Source organism: Lysinibacillus sp. NPDC097868, from assembly GCF_044761135.1.
Lineage (GTDB): Bacteria > Bacillota > Bacilli > Bacillales_A > Planococcaceae > Lysinibacillus.
The window spans coordinates 2,097,303-2,116,400 of sequence record NZ_JBIWBS010000001.1 but is presented as its reverse complement, the minus strand read 5'-3'; the positions used below and the strand labels follow the sequence as shown (position 1 = coordinate 2,116,400).

Sequence of the window (19,098 nt, the reverse complement as noted above, 5' to 3'; positions counted from 1 at the left end):
TTGTGTGACTTTACTATAGCATGCATTTATGAACTGAATATGAAATAAGAATAGAGCGCTAAATTAGAGTGACAGGCACTCAAACAATTCAGAAAAATTCTTGACCTTTAAGGAACTTGAAGGTTTACCATTGATGTTGAAAGGTGTGTCGCTCTTGCATAACTATATGACCATTCAGGAATTTTCTAATAGAACAGGAATTTCTAAAAGTACGTTGCGTTTTTATGAATCGAAAAATTTATTGTTGCCAGTAGAACGGAGAGGAAATGGATATCGCATATATGCATCGCATCAAATTGCAATAGTAAAATTGATTACCACTTTGCGTATAGCAGACGTACCTATTAAGGACATACAACATTACTTACTAGAAAATGACGAACTAGCTCGTCAAACAATGATGGATAATTGGATTCGCTCTTTAAGGAAAAAACGGGAGCTCATCGATGTTAGCTTAAGGTTTTTAGAAAGTGATTCAATACGAGAGGATATCTATCTAATCGATAAAAACGAAGAAAAAATAATTTGGTTCATGGAGCAATCCACAACGGGTAAGTTTGGAGAGCATTTTGCGAAAAGAGCCAATGAATTAAAGCAAAACAATATTCAAATTAACAGCTATTATGTAAATTATTTATCAGGACAAGATTTGATAAAAGTACAAATCGGTTTTGGTGTAACAGAACTTACAAATATAAATGGATTAACTGGCATTGATTTTATCGAGCATATGCCTGCTTGTATCTGTCTAGCACTACCATTTAAAGATCATCTCACGGAAATAAAAGAGGGGTATCAAAAATTACTACAATATGCCATCGAACATAGTTGGGCGCCAACCCGTTCAATTATCGAGTGGTACCGAGGGGAAGATTTTACGCAATTAGATTTATTATTGCCTGTCATTCAATTGGAGCGAAATGAGAAATGATGGGTGAACTAGCTAAAACTATCTATTTTACAAACTGAGGTATTCGACAGTGTTAATGGCAAATACCTCGGTTTTTTATTGGGCATTAAACAGGCATTACTACGAGCGTCTTCTACGCCATCTATTTGCCATGTTAGGTTGTGTTTGGCTTCTATTTGAAGGATAAATTGGTTGAGGTACAAACTGTGAGATATTCTGTGTATGAGTGGCAACGTGTGGCAATGTCTCTTTAGTAACTGACAAATCTTGTTTGTCAGTAACTGTAGGTGCATGCTGTGTTGGATTGCTTGTCGTAGCAATGCTATGAGCACTGTTCAAAAGTGGGGCAGTGTTCTCATTATTATTTGAAATTGTTGTTACTGTGGCACTATGGTTTTCTGAAGTATGCTCTATTTCGACATGTGGCTCCGAGACGGGATGAACATCTTTCATCACGAGAATTGGTCGCATCATATCATGATCCTCGTGCTCAAGAAAATGGCAATGCCACATGTAATTTCCGATATGGTCTTTCCAATGCATAATAATTTTTGTAACCTTCCCTGCATCAGCTTTTACAGTATCTTTCCAGCCTCTCTCAAAGTCACGAGGTTCTTCAGCTGGACCAGTAAATTCAAGCCTTCCTTCATTTTGATAGAGCTCCATATCGAATGGCCGTCGTTCAAGTATTTTAAATTGGATTAAATGTAGATGGATGGGGTGTATAAATGGAGTGGCATTAATGAAATTCCAGACTTCTATACTATCAAGAGCCGGCTTTTCAGTTGCGGGATCATGGTACATACGATCATTTAATAATAGCATTGGTCTTCCAAAATCATCTGTCGACGCACTTAAAGGTAAGTTGCGTTCGATATGTGCATGATGCGGATGTAAATCCATTGAAACGGCAAGCCTTTCTGGAATTTCGCTCGTATCTTCACAGTGCAGTGGACAATTCACTTTAAATTGCATAATTACGCTCGTATGCTCGTCAACAAAATCTGTATCCCCATTAATTAATGTTATTTCCTGACCTTCACACTTTGAAAAGTCAATGATGACATCCGTTCTTTCAGCAGGCAATAATTCCACAGAGTAAATTTCGTTAGGTGTTGTTAAAAAACCGCCATCTGTTCCAAGCTGGATCATAGGCTGCTCATTAGAAAGGCCGATGACATAGCCTCTTCTATTCGAGCCATTTAGAAAACGGAAACGATATTTGCGGGGCTCAACATTTAAATAAGGCCATACTTTACCGTTCACTACAATTGTATTCCCTACAAAGCCTGGTGTAATCGATGGATGAACAGGCACGGGAAAAGGTGGTTCATCAGGATAGAAGAGAGAGCCGTCTTCATTAAAGGACCTATCTGCAATTAATAGTGGATATTCATAATCACCGCACGGTAAGTTTGAGCGCTCCTCAATAGTATCTCGAAGCAAGTAGAAACCAGCAAGACCTGCGTACACATTTAAGCGCGTTAATGCCATTGCGTGGTCATGATACCACAACGTTGTACCTGGCTGATGATTCGTGTATTCATGTATTTCTTTATTGAATTTGGGACCAGTATACATAAAGTCTCTTGTATACCAAGCCTCAGGATGGCCATCACTTTCCCAATCAACGTTGGCTCCGTGAAGATGTGTTACCGTTCTAACCTCTTGTGAATCATTGGCTGCATGGAGAGTAAAATCCACAGGTAAAAAATGCTTTGAAGGTAATTGATTTTTGTATTTGACATAAATCGTTTTGTCTTTTGAGGCCTCAATGGTTGGTCCTGGGTAAAGTCCGTTATATCCCCAAATAGTGGATTTCGGAAAGTTCTTATGAAAACAATGTTCCGCTTCCATCATCTGCAACTCATAATATTCTTTCTTCGGCTGGCCGCTACTGTATTTTGGCTTTGCAGTAACAGGCTTCGGTAGTTCATCTACAAATTTAGGAATTGTTGCTGGATCTGATGGATTAATATTTTTATTCACAACATCACGTCCCTCATGTTTTTACAAAAAAATACTCAATCAACTACATCATATGGGTAAAAACAATGAGAAACGAGGACAATAATGGAATTATTTGTGCTAATATATATAAAAAAATATTGAATTTCAAAAATTCCTGCAAATAAGCTGTTATTCTAGCCCTGTATTAATTACAACTAAACGGAAGTAAGTTGGTGGTGTAAAGGTTAATGGTAATCGTAATCGTAAAGACAGGTGAAATGTTGTTTCGAACAAATACATTCGCTTAGTTTTTTTGTGACTGTAGAACATGGCGTGAATACTCCATTCTAAAACATTATCATTCGATATATTTAGTAATTTATGGGATATGCTTGAAATGACGGACGAGGACATGGACTTCGCTTATAATTAATGTATAGGCTAACTGCTACATTAAAGTATTATGGATAAGGAAAATTCCGAGCATAGAGAAGTGGTGATTATTTGGAGTTAACATTAGAAGAATTAAATAAAACAATCATGGAAATGCGGACGAAAGGGCGTTTAACAGAAGCTCTAAATCTTGCTGAACAGGGACTTTTAGTAGCATTAGAAAATGATAATCATAAGCATGGACTAGATTTATTCTTCCAAAAAATATTAATTCATCATGCTCTAGGCGATACATTAAGCATGGTGAGCCACATCCATGACTATGAGGCGTGCTGCCAAAAGTACGGCACGACAAAGGATTTTATGAATTACTATCTTGTTATGTCTTTAATATACGATTTAGTTGGTGTCAGAGAAAAAACAGTGGAAATGACCAAAAAATCGATTGAATTTGCTACACAGCTAAAAGATATTAAAATGCTTGTACGTTGCTATAGCAATCTGTGTTATCTTGAAGTCGAAAATGGTTGTTATCAGGAAGCTCTTAATGCTGCTTTTATTGCAAGGAATTATAATAAGGAGCTTGCGAAAACACAGCCAGAATTGGCGAAGTTACAAGAAATTCGCATTAATAATAATATGGCTGATGTGTATATTCTAGATGGTGATTTTGACACTGGTCAAGCATTATTAGATCATACATTGAATTCGGATATTATTCAAAATCATAAACGAGAAAAGGTAGCCGCCTTGTTTGGCTATGGCTTTTTATATGAACATCAACAAAAGCTAGAAGAAGCGGTGAAATATTATAAGCAAGCGATAGATTTAGCGCAATCATATGGCGATAATCCAATTACAAAAAGGGTCATGCGTATGCTGTTAAACGTTCTTTATCAATTGGATTACCGAAATGAGATTTTTGATGTGCAACGAGCTTATATAGAACTTACAGAAAAAATGAGTGCTGACAATTTGCTTCAGCAAGTCATGAACTTAGATTTTAATAGACAAAAAGAGAAACTGGAAAAAAGGGCGCTCTATGATCCTTTAACCGGTGTCCTTAATCGTCATTTTCTGGATAGCGAGCTAAATGATTGGTTGAAGGAGGCACAAATTTCTCAGCAATATGTTTGCGTAATTGTCCTCGATATCGACTATTTTAAAGCATACAATGATAAGTATGGTCACTTGTTAGGTGACATGGTGCTACAGCTACTTGCTACTGGATTAAGGGATTTTTTACGTAATGAAGATGCGGTCATTATACGTTATGGTGGAGATGAATTTATCGTTTGTCTTCGTCATGACAATAAGCTGTTTATCAATGACTTTATTAAGGAACTACATGCCTATATTTTAACTTTAAAAGTAGAACAAGACTCTGATAGTTATCCGTTAAAGATTAGTTTAGGCGCCTGTATGAATGACCAAGAAAATTATGAATACATTCAGCTTTTTAAGCAGGCAGACCGCAACTTATACAAAGCGAAAAATAATGGTCGTGCAAACTATGTCATCAGCTCACTTTAAAAGTCTATCAAATGATATAGCCTCGTTCCCACTGTCAACAAAAGGCAGTGGGAATCTATTTATTGATGATTTGTGACTTTTGTCCTTTTTGGTATAGTGGAAAAGTGATTTTTTTACAAATATATACCTTTCTTTAGTGTGAAAAAAATAGGAACTTTTGACGATAAAGTACAGTCTTTTTTAGTGGAAGAGAAAAAAATGAAAATCACTCCTCGAATCATTTGAAAACGCTGGTTTATCAACGTACAATAAATGAAATTAGCAAACACGACAAGAGAATTTTGGTGTATAATGTTGTGGTATGAGGAAAGAAAGCAGGTTGACAAAAATGGTAAGCAAAATGAGAGCGTGTGTAGTTATAGACATGCAAAAATATCAGGCATTCTTAGCGAAAAAAAAGCTAGGTGTGAAACATAAGGTGAAAATATGAAAAACTGGTTGATTTTCATATCTGTCTTTATGGTTTCCTTGTCACTTGTCATTAGTATTTTAGTACTCTGGAAAGCCGAGGCTCCATTTAGTTCAATTGAAGAACAGGCTGAACAGTTGGCGCTTGATGCCAAAGCCCTAGCAATTGTCACGGAGTCATACACATATAATGGCAAACATTCGTATGTTACTGTGTTCGGGGTAGACGAATACGGTGACAAAAAGGCTGTCTTTGTTCCAACGAATCTAGAAGAGGATTCCATTCAGGAAGTATTTTTGAAAGATGGTATTACGGAAAAGCAAGCATTATCGGTTTTTAAAAATGAAGGAAATGTCCAAAAGGTTCTTCATATGAAGTTAGGCTATGAGGAGGTAGGGGCTGTTTGGGAAATTTCTTACCTAAATAATCACGATAAACTCAATTATGTCTATATTTTATTTAAGGACGGCGACTGGTGGAAGCGCATTAAGAATTTATAAGAGGAGTAGATCCCGAATGAAAAAATTATTAGCAAACCGAGTGAAAACTTTAACACCATCTTCAACATTAGCAATTACTGCAAAAGCAAAAGAATTAAAAGAGCAAGGTATTGACGTAATAGGACTAGGTGCTGGTGAACCTGACTTCAACACACCGCGCAATATTCTAGATGCGGCTATTGAATCTATGGAAAAAGGTTTAACTAAATATACCCCTGCAGGCGGTCTGCCAGTGCTTAAGAAAGCTATTATTGATAAACTTCAACGCGACAACAATCTTACATATAAACCGAACGAGGTTATCGTAGGCGTTGGGGCAAAGCATATTCTTTATACTTTATTCCAAGTAATTTTGAATGAAGGCGATGAAGTAATCATCCCTATCCCTTATTGGGTATCGTATCCAGAACAAGTGAAACTAGCAGGCGGTGTGCCAGTATATGTTGAAGGGACACGTGAACAAGGCTATAAAATTACTGCAGCTCAATTACGTGCAGCTGTTACCGATAAAACAAAAGCAGTTATCATTAACTCGCCAAGCAATCCATCTGGTATGATTTATTCTCGTGACGAGCTAGCAGAACTTGCTGCTGTTGCAGAAGAAAAAGATATTTTAATCGTGTCAGATGAAATTTATGAGAAGCTTGTATACAATGGTATTGAGCATTTTTCAATTGCGCAACTTTCAGACGCAATGAAAGCACGTACAATCGTAGTAAATGGTGTAGCAAAATCTCACTCTATGACAGGCTGGCGTATCGGATATGCAGCAGGTGATGCAGACATTATTAAACCAATGACTGACCTTGCTTCACACTCTACTTCCAACGCAACAACAACTGCACAATATGCAACAGTGGAAGCGTATAATGGACCTCAGGACACTGTAGAAGAAATGCGCCAAGCATTCGAATCTCGTCTAGAGAAAATTTATCCACAAATTAGTGCAATTCCTGGCTTCAACGTATTAAAACCGCAAGGCGCATTTTATTTATTACCAGATGTAGCAGAAGCAATGGCACATACTGGCTATGATTCAGTAGATGCATTTGCTGCGGATATTTTAACAGAAGCAAACGTAGCAGTGATTCCAGGCTCTGGCTTTGGTGCACCAACTACTATGCGATTATCTTATGCTACATCTTTAGAATTATTGGAAGAGGCAGTCCGTCGTATTGATGCATTTGTAAAATCAAAATGGCAAGACTAATCCTTCTAACCAACTTTGGAGGATTTCTATGAAAAAAATTATGATTCAAGATATGCCACAGCATATCGGAGAAACAGTCAAGCTAGGTGCTTGGTTAGCTAACAAACGTTCAAGTGGTAAAATTGCTTTCTTACAACTACGTGATGGTTCTGGCTTTGTACAGGGCGTTGTTGTGAAAGAAGAAGTAGGCGAAGAAATTTTTGCAATTGCAAAGGGTATGACACAAGAAACTTCGATGTACGTTATTGGAGAGGTGAAAGCAGACGAACGTTCAAGCTTCGGCTGTGAGCTAGCAGTAACAGGAATTGAAGTGTTACATGCAGCAACAGATTTCCCAATTACACCAAAAGAGCATGGCCCAGAATTTTTAATGGATAACCGCCACTTATGGTTACGTTCTCGTAAACAACACGCGGTAATGAAAATTCGTAACGAAATTATTCGTGCAACTTACGAATTTTTCAACAACAATGGCTTTACAAAAATGGACCCACCAATTTTAACTGGATCAGCACCTGAAGGTACTTCTGAGCTATTCCACACAAAATATTTTGAAGAAGATGCCTACCTTTCTCAATCTGGTCAGCTTTATATGGAAGCGGCTGCGATGGCGTTAGGGAAAGTTTTTTCATTCGGTCCAACGTTCCGTGCTGAAAAATCTAAAACACGCCGTCACTTAATTGAGTTCTGGATGATTGAGCCAGAAATGGCGTTTGTAGAATTCGAAGAAAACTTAGAAGTACAAGAACAATATGTGGAACATATTGTGCAGTCTGTTCTGGCAAACTGTACTCTAGAATTAGAGCGACTTGGTCGTGATACATCGACGCTTAAAAATATTAAAGCGCCATTCCCTCGTATTTCATACGATGATGCCATTAAACTATTACATGAACAAGGTTTTGATGACATTGAATGGGGTGATGACTTCGGTGCGCCACATGAAACAGCAATTGCGAATTCATTTGACAAACCTGTATTCATTACGTGCTACCCAACAGGTATTAAACCATTCTACATGCAGCCACATCCAGATCGTGATGATGTAGTATTATGTGCCGACTTAATTGCGCCAGAAGGCTACGGTGAAATTATTGGTGGTTCGGAGCGTATTCATGATTATGATCTATTAAAAACTCGTCTTGAGGAACATAATCTATCATTAGATGCTTACGCATGGTACTTAGAGCTACGTAAGCAAGGCTCAGTACCACATTCTGGCTTCGGTCTAGGGCTAGAACGTACAGTGGCTTGGATTTCTGGAACAGAGCATATTCGCGAAACTATTCCATTCCCACGTCTATTAAACCGTTTATACCCTTAATCGGTTAGTAACAAAAACGTAAACAACTTAAAAGTCGCGTAGTGAAATTTCTACGCGGCTTTTCTACTTACTAGAAAAAGGAGTCATGTCTACATGAATACAAAAAATAATCGACTCCGTACATGGACCGAGCAGAGAACTATACAAATTCCTCAGCTCTTTTTTCAGTTTTATAAGGAGTTAAATATTGAGGATGATGAGGCGCTTATTGTGATGCACTTACTTGCCTTTCGTGTGGAAGGAAATGATTTTCCTACACCAACAGATTTGATGAATCGTCTTACGATGCCTAGTAATGATATTACTTCTCGCTTACAGCGTCTAATGCAAAAGGGCTTTCTTGAGATTACACGTGATGTCGATTCAAATGGCACGCTATACGAAAAATATTCGGTGTACCCCCTTTGGGAACGTATATTGCAGATGATCGAAATGAAAGAACAAAAAAATTCAGCAGCTACACTTCGTCAAGAAGAGGGTGAAGTATTCCGTTTATTTGAAGAGGAAATGGGGCGTCTTTTATCTCCTTTAGAGCTAGAAAAAATCGGCTTTTGGCTAGATGAGGATAAGCACAGTCCTGCGCTTATTAAAGAGGCGTTAAAGGAAGCTGTGTTTGCTGGTAAATTGAGCATTCGCTATATTGATCGGATATTATTGGAGTGGAAAAAGAAAAATATCACGACACCACAAGCTGCACATAAACAAGGCGAACAGTTTCGTGAAAAACAAAGCTTGAATAGACCGCCAGCACGTACGTTACAGCAAGAAACACAGTCGACAAATAGAGTACCATTTTATAACTGGTTAGAAGAAAGAGAATAGGGGGTTTTTTAGGGAATGTTAACAAAAAAACAGTGGGAGCATTGTCTAGCTGAAATGGACCGCATGTTTCCTAATGCGCATTGTGAACTTGTGCATGACAACCCGTTCGAGCTGACAATCGCCACGTTATTATCTGCACAATGTACGGATGTACTTGTCAATAAAGTAACGAAAATGTTGTTTCAAAAATATAAAAAGCCAGAAGATTATTTGGCAGTGAGCTTAGAAGAACTACAACAGGATATTCGTTCAATCGGTCTTTATCGCAATAAGGCTAAAAATATTCAACTTCTATGTGAGCGACTTTTAACTGAATATGATGGGCAAATTCCCGCAAGTCGTGAAGAGCTCGTGACATTGCCAGGTGTTGGTCGTAAGACGGCGAATGTTGTATTATCAGTAGCTTTTGACATTCCAGCACTTGCTGTTGATACACATGTAGAACGCGTATCTAAACGATTAGGTTTATGTCGCTGGAAAGATTCCGTGCTTGAAGTGGAAGAAACAATAATGAAGAAAACACCAATGGACAAGTGGTCGAAAACCCATCATCAGTTAATTTTCTTTGGACGCTATCATTGTAAGGCACAAAATCCAGGCTGCCAAACATGTCCGTTACTCAATGATTGCCGAGAAGGGCAAAAGCGTTTAAAAAAAGGGCTGGTGAAGAATGCGTGAACATTGATGCAATATCAAAAGAAAAAATAGATGAATGGTTTACAGAATGGACAATGCTGGAAGCTCAAATACATGCTGCCCATGATGCTCGTAATGGGGAAGCAAAGGGACTCATGGAAGAGGCTATCATGTTGTTTGAACGTTTAGTTATCGAAGCAGGTGAAGAGGTAATGCCGATTAATGGGGTTGAGCGTATGGCCTTTATTAAAACGAAACCAGGTCAATATGCGTGTTATCGTCAATTAGATGAATTATTTAAAGAAACAAAAAAACGAACAGCACGCTTGCGTTTACAGGCAACCAAAAACTAAGGAAAAAGTACGTAGAAGATGCAAATGAAAAAATCACATACTATTAATAGAATAGGCGTTGTCCTTTAAGTTATATAGAGGACAATCTTTTTATTATGAAAAAACAGGTGTAGAAAACATTTCGTTTTCTACACCTGTTTCATTTTAGTGAGAACCTTTTAAATCGTTACTCACCGTCATCATTATCGTTATCATCGTTTGGCACTACAGGATCGGTTGGCGTAACAGGAGGTTGGCTTCCGTTATTGTTGCCGTTGTTACCGCCATTCCCGTTATTGCCATTGTTACCATTGTTACCATTGTTACCATTTCCGTTATTGCCATTATGATTGCCGTTGTTACCATTGTTACCGTTATGATTACCATTATTGCCTTGATCAGGCTGTGTTGGTTGCTCAATGTCCGGTTCATCTGGATCCTCAGTACCTAAATCTTCATCAGGCATACTCGTTATCTGGAAGGATGTCGTTCCAGGTTCACTTCGCGTATCATCCACAATCGCTACGACAGAAATCGTGTAATTACCGTCTTCTAATGTGTTGCTAACCGTTAAACCTTTACTTTCAGTTGTTCCAAGTACAACCGTTTCTCCACCTTCTCTTGTAGCAGATACTTCAAAGGTAGTCGGCATTGGTTCATCCGTTTCTGGGTCAAGAATCGCATCATGTTCCCAGCTAATGTTGATAGATTGTCCTGCTAAATCTAAACTTGCACTTACATTGTAAGGTGTAGAAAGTTCAGGAGCTTTGTATTCATTAGAAACTTCTGTAGGTTCTGTACCGCGAACGAATAGCTCTGTTTGACGTAATTCACTTGGTGTATAGTCACTTGCTAATTTTAGTGGACTAGAGCCTACTTCAATCGTAGCTTCTACAACCGAGCTTGGTTTTTTGAAACGTTCAGTTTCAATGTTCGCAGAAAGATCTCGCATTATATCTTTAAATAAATGTTGAGGTAAACGACGTTCGTCCCATGTTGTAATTGGGTCAGAACGTTTTTCGTAACCACTCCAAATTGCAATTGAATAATTGGTAGTGTAACCAGCAAACCAAGAATCTGGCACACTTGTACTTGGTAAATTATATTTGTTAAACTCGTCGTTTGAATAGTTTGTTGTACCTGTTTTACCAGCAATATCTAATCCAGAAACATTTGCTACAGTACCAGATGCATCTGGTTTATTGCTGACAACATCACGCAACATATCAGTTACCATGTATGCTGTATATTCTTCCATGGCAACATTTGACTTTGGTGTATAGTCTTTCGATGATTTACCATCGCGATAAACAATTTTTGTAATAGCATAAGGGTCAGTGTAAACACCGTTATTCCCAAAAGCTGCATAAGATGCTGCCATTTGAATAGGGGACATCGTAATGGCACCACCACCAATGGCATCTGCTTCATAAGCATCCTCTGTTTCAATTCCTAAACGGCCAATAAACTCTTTTGCTTTGTCTGCGCCAACTTCTTTAAAAGTTTTAACGGCTGGCACGTTCCGAGAAGCATATAAAGCTTTACGTGCTGTCATAGAACCAAAATATTTGCCATCCCAGTTTGTAATCGTTTGGTTTGATTTTGTATATTTCATTGGTTCATCAACAAGTGTTTGACCTGTTGACCATTTTAAATATTCAATTGCAGGACCGTAATCAAGTAATGGCTTCATTGTAGAGCCTGGATGATTCATCACTAAGTCATCCGCATAGTTAAAGCCACGGTTCCCGTAGTTTCGTCCACCGCCGACTGCTTGAATTTGACCTGTTTTTGTATCAACGACAGCCACACCAGATTCAATTTTCTCTGTAGGGAAATTACTGTCATCGTTCATGATGTTTTCTACAATTTGCTGAGCATTCGGATCAAGTGTAGTGTACACTTTAATGCCCTCTGCCATAGCAGTGCCATCACCATTTTCCTCAAGTTCATTAATAACGATATCTAGAAAGGCATCGTATTTAGAGCCAGCAAATGTTTGGCGTGTAGCATCGTCTGCAAGACCTGCTTGCACATCAACTTTTTTCGCTTCTTCCATTTCAGCTTTTGTAATTTTTCCATGTTGGTACATTAAGCCTAAAACTGTATTGCGTCGTTTTTCTGCCAGGTCTGGATTTTTTAATGGATTGTAAGCGTTCGGACGCTGCACTAAGCCTGCTAGTAGCGCTTCTTCATCCAATGTTAAATCTTTTAACTCTTTGCCGTAGAAATATTGAGCGGCTGTGCCAAAGCCATAGATACGGCCTGACATCAACATTTTATTAAAGTACATTTCAAATATTTCTTCTTTTGAATATTTACGTTCAAGCTGGAATGCAAGCCATGCCTCTTGTGCTTTTCGTTTTAATTTTTTCTCATTTTGTAAAAATGAGTTTTTGACAACTTGCTGCGTTAAAGTTGAAGCACCTTGTGCCCCGAAGCCATCACGGAAGTTGGCAAGTATTGCACCACCAAGGCGATAAAAATCCATACCATGATGTTTAAAAAAGCGAACGTCTTCTGTTGCTAGAATGGCGTTAATCATATCTTCAGGAATTTCATCGTATGTTACGTATTTTCTGTTTTCAGCACCGATTGTGGCGAAAACTTCACCGTTTTTATCATAAAACTCAGATGAAACAGGGTCCTTTAGTAAATCTTCATTAAGCTCTGGTGCAGTGCTTGCATAATAAGCAAAAACACCTGCTCCGCCGACCAAGCCAACAACTCCTATGATAAGTATCGTTAGGACAATACGCTTCAACCATGTTTTGGTCGAAGATTTTGCTGCTTTCGGCGCTTTCTTTTTATTTTTTTGAGCGAGAGCCTTTTGATGCTCTCCGCGTGTTTGACGACGTTCACTCATTTTTTAATCTCCTCACTTTCAGAGCCATGACTTGTTGCTTCAATGAACTGCTGAAGAACGGGTAAATAATCGATACGTGGATAATAGCTTGTTGGAATTTCATAAGCTTCCTTTTCGATGGTTGAAAAGGGAATCGACTTTCGTTCACCATTGTCCATTGCATGCCAGGCCTTTTGTAAAACTTCGTATGGCACTAAAAAGTAGCGTTCAAAAGCTGAAAAACGAACGATAATAAATGCCACACCATTGTGTTCCTTCACTTGCTGCATATGTTTCATTTGATGTCCATGTATATTTTTTAATGGAAAGCTCGTCTTGGATGCGGTTTCCTTAGCATCAAAATCAATATAATGCCCATTCCAAACGCCATTGTAGTCAGTTGTAGAGGGCGTTCGGAAATAAGCTTCACGAATTACAGCAGCACTTCGCGACGGATACTCTACTTTGACGATTTGTACGGGAACAGGTTTCTTATGAATAATAGCAAGTTGCTTTTCTAAATAAAAGTCGTTTGCTTCATTTATTTCATCCTCTAACGTCTTCCCTCGATTACTATAGGAAAAATCCTTTGTTTTCCCCTTTTTCTCAGCTTTTTGAATAGCTGGAGCAGGGGTGTAGACTTTACCATTTGGATAACGAATTGTCACTTAGCTCACCTTCTATAATACTGCTATTATACACAATAGTTTACCATGATTCAGTATAACTTCACCACAGGTAGAACGTGGCGCTAAAGATAGTTTACTATTGCTGATAGATTTGCATGATTCGCTGTTTAAAGTAGAAATTTCGCCAATATAATAACTGCATTCGCCATTGAAATTGTTAAATGGTTACACCCCTTTTTTCCTAGAACCGTTGAGAATCATTCTATTTCAGCAATTTCATTAATAGTGCTCATTAAAAGTCACAATTAAAAATTTATCGAAATTCTTCTTCTTTCAGCTAACTTACGCTTATTTTGTCACGCATGAAGGTTATTTTATACATGCGAGGAATACTTAAGTAAAGATAAAAGGGGGCGTTGTATTGAACAAATTAGGACAATTAGTTGCACAGTTGGATCTAGTCAATCAATTACTTTTAACGAGAGTGTCATTGGAAAACAATGCACACAGCCTGCAATTTTTTATGCAGCTCAAATCTGTTAGCCAGAAAGTAAGCTTAGCAGAAAAGAACTGGCAAGTAAAGAATGCTTGTTCGCCTATTAGTAGTGAAAAACGATAGACTTTGGTACACTAATCTTATACAAATAAAAATGATTCATTTGATGCAATCATTTAAGGCCTTTAGCGGGTGTTAGGAATTATGAAGAGAATCTTTCAGGGTAGTAGGATATAAATGTCGCGAAATAAGTGAGATCGCACACAGTCCTGAAAGTCAGCACTTTTCTTTAATTCTAATACATGTTAATTGTTGTAAACGTAAAGTGCTCGCGACAATTATGCTAAAGGTACATTTGATACGAGATGAGGTGCGAAATTGTTACTAATACAGCAAACTTCCATATTAATAGATGAATGTGAAAAATGTGTTGCACGCTTTTGGCAAATGCGTGAGGAGGATCGTACGCCAGACTTTTTTGCAGAGGTCAAGCCACATGTTGATACGATTCATCAACTATTGAAAGAGTGGCAACAAGAAGCAAATGCTTGGATTCAAAAAAACAAACCGAAATATATGCATTCAGGACAAATTGCTTCAGCGGTTGAATCGATGGAGCAATTTGTTGTGCAGTCTTTTTATAAAGAAACAAGTAAAAAACGTTTTTTAGATGCAACTCATTCTACTTCCTATACGCTAAATAATTTTTATCGCTTAGTGAAGGAGGGGCAATCCGATGCTATCGAAAAAACGGACGATTAGTGCGCTGTTAAATGAGTGGCGATATGATGAGGAACTAAAAGAGCGAATAATTCATTGGCAAACATTAGACGGACGTGATGCTAAACTTGCTCCTTTTCCACAAAATTTACATCCTTCACTTGTCAAAGCATTACATGCACGCGGCATCGAGCAATTATATACACATCAGCGAGAAGCGTTTGATTTGGCGACAAGCCACAAATCATTTACAGCAGTTACACCGACTGCCTCAGGTAAATCATATTGCTATCATTTACCTGTATTACAAAAAATTTTAGAAGATCGAAATGCACGCGCAATTTATCTTTTTCCGACAAAAGCGTTAGCGCAGGATCAGAAAAATGATTTAAATGAACTGATTGAACAGAGTGGGGAGGACATTTTAAGCTATACGTATGATGGTGATACAGCTCCTGGTATACGCCAAAAGGTTCGAAAAGCAGGCCATATCGTGATGACGAATCCAGATATGCTGCACTCAGGTATTTTGCCGCATCATACAAAATGGGTGTCGCTCTTTGAAAATTTGCAGTATATCGTTATTGATGAATTGCATACATATAAGGGTGTATTTGGTTCACATGTAGCGCATGTTATTCGAAGACTGAAACGCATTTGTGAATTTTATGGCAGTAAACCAGTGTTTATTTGTACGTCTGCAACCATTAAAAATCCAAAAGAACTAGCACAAAATTTAACGAACGAGACGCAAACGTTAATTGCAGATTCAGGAGCACCAGTTGGCAAAAAAACATTCCTTTTTTATAATCCACCGATTATCCATAAAACTTTTGGTGTACGTCGAAGTGCAGTTTTAGAGGTAAGTGATCTGGCAAAAAGGCTTTATACAGCAGGAATTCAAACGATTATTTTTGCAAAAAGTAGAGTGCGTGTTGAAATGATAGTTACCTATTTAAAGGAACTGACTCGCAATAAATTACAAGATGAATCTGTGCGTGGCTATCGAGGGGGATATTTACCCTCTGAGCGTCGTGTTATTGAACGTGGGCTTCGGGATGGAACAATTCAAACTGTCGTGAGTACGAATGCGCTGGAGCTTGGCGTAGATATTGGTCAACTACAGGCATGCATTATGACGGGTTATCCGGGAAATATTGCGAGTGCATGGCAGCAAGCGGGACGTGCTGGGCGTCGTCAAGACGAAGCACTCATTATTTATGTAGCACAATCGACAGCACTAGATCAGTACGTTGTAGATCATCCACTATTTTTACTTGGAAGCGAACCTGAGGAGGCACGCATCTATCCTGAAAATATGTTGATTTTAATGGATCATTTAAAATGTGCAGCTTTTGAGCTACCTTTTACAACAAATGATTCGTATGGAGAATTTGAAATACAAGAACTACTGGAGTATTTAGCAGAGGAGGGTGTTGTTTTCAAAACGAGTGAAAAGTGGCATTGGATGAATGATCGTTTTCCGGCACATGATATTAGCCTTCGTTCAGCATCTCAGGAAAATGTTGTCATCATCGATATGACTGTACCTGCTCGTACAAAGGTAATTGGAGAAATGGATCGTCATAGTGCAATGACACTATTACATGAGGAAGCTATCTATTTGCACCAGGGCATTCAATTCCAAGTAGAAAAACTTGATTGGGAAGAAAAAAAAGCTTTTGTGCGTGAAGTAGATGTAGATTATTACACGGATGCTAATTTAGCTGTGGAAATGAAAGTACTTGAAGAAGATCGTAGCCGAAACTACCAAGGCGGGACAATTAGTTTTGGTGACGTAGGATTAGTAGCACAAGCTACAATCTTTAAAAAAATTCGCTTTGGAACGCATGATAACATTGGCTCTGGCCCAATTCACCTCCCACCAGATGAAATGCATACAAGTTCTTCATGGCTGTCATTTTTAGCACCGGAAAAATGGACTGAAGAAGATTTGACGGATGCTATGACGGGTGCAGCCTATGCAATGAATGCCTTTATACCATTATTTATTCAATGTGATAGTAGTGATGTAGCGGTAGTGCCACAAGTGAAGGCAACGCACAATGAACAACCTACGTTTTTTGTCTATGATAAGTATCCAGGTGGTATTGGATTAAGTGACAAGGTTTATGATTTATGGGAGGACTTAGTGATGAAGGCACAGCAGCATATTACAGCCTGTCCTTGTAAGTCTGGTTGCCCGTCATGTATTGGTCCACAAGAATCCATCATTAATTCAAAAAGTAAAGTTGTTAAACTTCTTCAATTGTTAAACGGAAATATTTAGTTTACAAATGAGGGTTTGAAAGTAAACATAAAAACGATTTTTATTAAGTAATGTAACGCTCTACGAAGGCGAATGCCGTTGGAGTAATAACTATTTAGTAGTCTTAGCACAACAAGGAATTGCATTGGGGGATGATGGCTATTTTAGACCCTAGGACACGTGCACAATTTGTTGCCTTGATGTATCGTGCAATGAATTGATAACAGAAAAAGCACATCTTCTCCCTTTTTACATAAGGGAGAAGATGTGCTTTACTAATTATACAGACTTTTAAATTATAGGTTTAGAGAATCTATATGCTGAGAGAGATAGAGGAGTAATTACTTTCTTCTTCCGAAAGTTTATATTTAAACAATCTATTTATTAAATAGCTCAAAATAAGCGCTACGTAATTTTTGAATCCTTTACATGGAGGCGCTATTCTTATAGACATAGTTAATAATGATAACCATACACACTTATTCGCAAGTGAGATATTCATAGAGAAATAAACGTTGCATAGATCATTCATTAAAATTCATTTGGGCACGTATGATAACATTGGCTTAAATCATGATCTCATACCATACAGGGTAAGACATGTATATCAAACTATATGATAACTACCATTAGCCGTTTATGAAAATTGGATTGATGCGATGAATGCCTTTCAAACATTATCTATTCACTGTGGGAATATGTAACGGTAGTGACTCGAGGTTTATGATTTATGTGACGGGTTATTTGCAAAACGAAAGTAAAAAATAGCTTGCACAAGTATTAAAAATTTTACAGGCAGAAAATGAGTGAAGTTAATGTCTTACGAAAATAAAATATTACAAATGAAAAAAATGCTAGGAAAAAAAGTAGAAAAACAGGTAGCTAAAGAAGAACAAATCTTTCAAAAGCCGAGCGCTCCTAACTATGCGGGGCAGTGGGAAAAGGCAGGTCTTACGCGTATCGATAATGACTTTGGTATCGTTTTTAAACGACAAGTGCATTATCCATTCAATTATCAGCACGGGCACTATCAATTGCAGTCATTTTTTGACGCGCTAACAAAATGGCAAAGTGCTGATTTTGAACATCCTTATGCATTAGATATGGGTGAGCAAGTACTGTTTTTTGATACAGAAACGACTGGATTAAAAGGTGTTGGGACACAAATTTTTCTTCTAGGTTTTTTAGAACTGACAGAGCATGATTTTGTCTTAACGCAATATGTTTTAGCAGATCCAGGGCATGAAGCAGCCCTGTTATTTGAATCTAAGCTTTGGCAAAAAACAGCGACGATTATTACGTATAATGGTAAAAGTTTCGATTGGCCACAACTTGAAACACGTTGGACCCTCAACCAAAAAGTATTGCCTAAATTACGAACACAGCGCCAAATAGATTTACTGCATAGCTCTAAGCGATTATGGAAAAATGATATGGAGCGCATGAAATTAAAATCAGTAGAAGAGGAGAAGCTTGGCTTTTCACGTATAGGCGATATCCCTGGCTATTTAGCACCAATCATTTATCTTGATGCTGTGAAAAGTGGTGTACCTGATGCACTTATGAAGGTCCTTTTTCATAACGAATGGGATTTGCTATCGCTCATAACCTTATATGTTCATTCTACTAACTTATTATTTGAAGAGGCGAGCGATGAATCAGCCAATACTTACACGAATATTGGGAAATGGTATGCCGATCTAAAGAAGAGCCCCCAAAGTGTTAACGTTTTAGAAAAGGTAACGGCACAATTTGATGCGCGAGAAGCGGGCAATGCTCAATTTTATTTGGCAATTCAACTTAAAAAAAATAAGCAATTTAACGAAGCAATCGATGCATTTGTAGCTTCACTCCACTTTATAGAGCCACGTAAAAAGTTGCATGCTTTAGAACAATTAGCTATGATCTATGAGCATCAAATGAAAGATTACAAGCAGGCCCTTAATTATACATTAGAAGGCATACAATTGATTACTTCGACTGAGGAATGGCGAGTGGAACAAAAACAAAAATGGGCAATTTCTTGGGAAAAGAGGTTGCACAGATTAGGAAATAAGCAATGATTTCCCGGGTAAGCGCAAGAAACGACAAGTTTAGCCTTACAATTGATGGTTTCAGAC

15 protein-coding genes are annotated in these 19,098 nt (G+C 38.0%); 12 read left to right on the top strand and 3 right to left on the bottom strand.

The genetic code is table 11. The annotated features are described in order from the left end of the window. The first annotated feature begins 154 nt into the window (after positions 1-154). Positions 155-931: a MerR family transcriptional regulator gene (locus tag ACIQXJ_RS10480; protein ID WP_403053054.1), complete on the top strand. Its 777-nt coding sequence runs from the start codon at positions 155-157 to the stop codon at positions 929-931. A gap of 99 nt (positions 932-1,030) precedes the next feature. Here the strand turns inward: ACIQXJ_RS10480 and ACIQXJ_RS10475 are convergent, their stop codons facing one another. Further along, complete coding sequence (locus ACIQXJ_RS10475) at positions 1,031-2,899, bottom strand: multicopper oxidase family protein (protein WP_403053051.1); 1,869 nt, start codon at positions 2,897-2,899, stop codon at positions 1,031-1,033. Positions 2,900-3,364: 465 nt separating this feature from the next. On the opposite strand from ACIQXJ_RS10475, the gene ACIQXJ_RS10470 reads away from it, so the two are divergent. The 7 genes from ACIQXJ_RS10470 to ACIQXJ_RS10440 all read left to right on the top strand — a co-directional run bounded on the left by ACIQXJ_RS10470 (position 3,365) and on the right by ACIQXJ_RS10440 (position 10,040). Further along, positions 3,365-4,786 (top strand): tetratricopeptide repeat-containing diguanylate cyclase, encoded by a 1,422-nt coding sequence (locus ACIQXJ_RS10470; RefSeq protein WP_403053048.1) that lies wholly within the window; start codon positions 3,365-3,367, stop codon positions 4,784-4,786. A 426-nt stretch (positions 4,787-5,212) separates the two neighbouring features. Then, complete coding sequence (locus ACIQXJ_RS10465; RefSeq protein WP_340825084.1) at positions 5,213-5,695, top strand: cell wall elongation regulator TseB-like domain-containing protein; 483 nt, start codon at positions 5,213-5,215, stop codon at positions 5,693-5,695. Between the two features lie 16 nt (positions 5,696-5,711). Further along, positions 5,712-6,905: a pyridoxal phosphate-dependent aminotransferase gene (locus tag ACIQXJ_RS10460; RefSeq protein WP_403053045.1), complete on the top strand. Its 1,194-nt coding sequence runs from the start codon at positions 5,712-5,714 to the stop codon at positions 6,903-6,905. Between the two features lie 28 nt (positions 6,906-6,933). After that, positions 6,934-8,229: an asparagine--tRNA ligase gene (gene asnS, locus ACIQXJ_RS10455; RefSeq protein ID WP_401008115.1), complete on the top strand. Its 1,296-nt coding sequence runs from the start codon at positions 6,934-6,936 to the stop codon at positions 8,227-8,229. Between the two features lie 93 nt (positions 8,230-8,322). Further along, entirely contained in the window at positions 8,323-9,051 is a 729-nt protein-coding gene (locus ACIQXJ_RS10450) for a DnaD domain-containing protein (protein WP_403053042.1), read from the top strand. A 15-nt stretch (positions 9,052-9,066) separates the two neighbouring features. Beyond that, positions 9,067-9,729, top strand: coding sequence for an endonuclease III (nth, locus tag ACIQXJ_RS10445; RefSeq protein ID WP_403053039.1), 663 nt, complete (start codon positions 9,067-9,069; stop codon positions 9,727-9,729). Then, a complete protein-coding gene (locus tag ACIQXJ_RS10440; RefSeq protein ID WP_403053036.1) occupies positions 9,726-10,040 on the top strand; it encodes a YpoC family protein in 315 nt (104 codons plus the stop codon). The genes nth and ACIQXJ_RS10440 overlap by 4 nt, the downstream gene beginning before the upstream one ends. Before the next feature lie 166 nt (positions 10,041-10,206). On the opposite strand, the gene ACIQXJ_RS10435 is transcribed toward ACIQXJ_RS10440, so the two are convergent. After that, positions 10,207-12,885, bottom strand: coding sequence for a PBP1A family penicillin-binding protein (locus ACIQXJ_RS10435; RefSeq protein ID WP_403053033.1), 2,679 nt, complete (start codon positions 12,883-12,885; stop codon positions 10,207-10,209). Continuing rightward, complete coding sequence (gene recU / locus ACIQXJ_RS10430) at positions 12,882-13,532, bottom strand: Holliday junction resolvase RecU (RefSeq protein ID WP_403053030.1); 651 nt, start codon at positions 13,530-13,532, stop codon at positions 12,882-12,884. The genes ACIQXJ_RS10435 and recU overlap by 4 nt, the downstream gene beginning before the upstream one ends. A gap of 382 nt (positions 13,533-13,914) precedes the next feature. Between recU and ACIQXJ_RS10425 the strand changes: the two genes are divergently transcribed. From ACIQXJ_RS10425 to ACIQXJ_RS10410, 4 genes are all read left to right on the top strand, one after another. Beyond that, a complete protein-coding gene (locus tag ACIQXJ_RS10425; RefSeq protein ID WP_340825073.1) occupies positions 13,915-14,112 on the top strand; it encodes an endonuclease in 198 nt (65 codons plus the stop codon). Between the two features lie 255 nt (positions 14,113-14,367). Further along, entirely contained in the window at positions 14,368-14,751 is a 384-nt protein-coding gene (locus ACIQXJ_RS10420) for a YppE family protein (protein ID WP_340825072.1), read from the top strand. Continuing rightward, entirely contained in the window at positions 14,726-16,999 is a 2,274-nt protein-coding gene (locus ACIQXJ_RS10415; protein ID WP_403053025.1) for a DEAD/DEAH box helicase, read from the top strand. The genes ACIQXJ_RS10420 and ACIQXJ_RS10415 overlap by 26 nt, the downstream gene beginning before the upstream one ends. Before the next feature lie 794 nt (positions 17,000-17,793). Next, a complete protein-coding gene (locus ACIQXJ_RS10410; RefSeq protein WP_403053022.1) occupies positions 17,794-19,041 on the top strand; it encodes a ribonuclease H-like domain-containing protein in 1,248 nt (415 codons plus the stop codon). Positions 19,042-19,098 lie beyond the last annotated feature (57 nt).

Coding starts and splice junctions, on each gene's coding strand:
- ACIQXJ_RS10450 (WP_403053042.1), top strand. CDS start 8,323: ATGAATACAAAAAATAATCGACTCCGTACATGGACCGAGCAGAGAACT.
- ACIQXJ_RS10415 (WP_403053025.1), top strand. CDS start 14,726: ATGCTATCGAAAAAACGGACGATTAGTGCGCTGTTAAATGAGTGGCGA.
- ACIQXJ_RS10410 (WP_403053022.1), top strand. CDS start 17,794: ATGTCTTACGAAAATAAAATATTACAAATGAAAAAAATGCTAGGAAAA.
- ACIQXJ_RS10435 (WP_403053033.1), bottom strand. CDS start 12,885: ATGAGTGAACGTCGTCAAACACGCGGAGAGCATCAAAAGGCTCTCGCT.
- asnS (WP_401008115.1), top strand. CDS start 6,934: ATGAAAAAAATTATGATTCAAGATATGCCACAGCATATCGGAGAAACA.
- ACIQXJ_RS10460 (WP_403053045.1), top strand. CDS start 5,712: ATGAAAAAATTATTAGCAAACCGAGTGAAAACTTTAACACCATCTTCA.
- ACIQXJ_RS10465 (WP_340825084.1), top strand. CDS start 5,213: ATGAAAAACTGGTTGATTTTCATATCTGTCTTTATGGTTTCCTTGTCA.
- nth (WP_403053039.1), top strand. CDS start 9,067: ATGTTAACAAAAAAACAGTGGGAGCATTGTCTAGCTGAAATGGACCGC.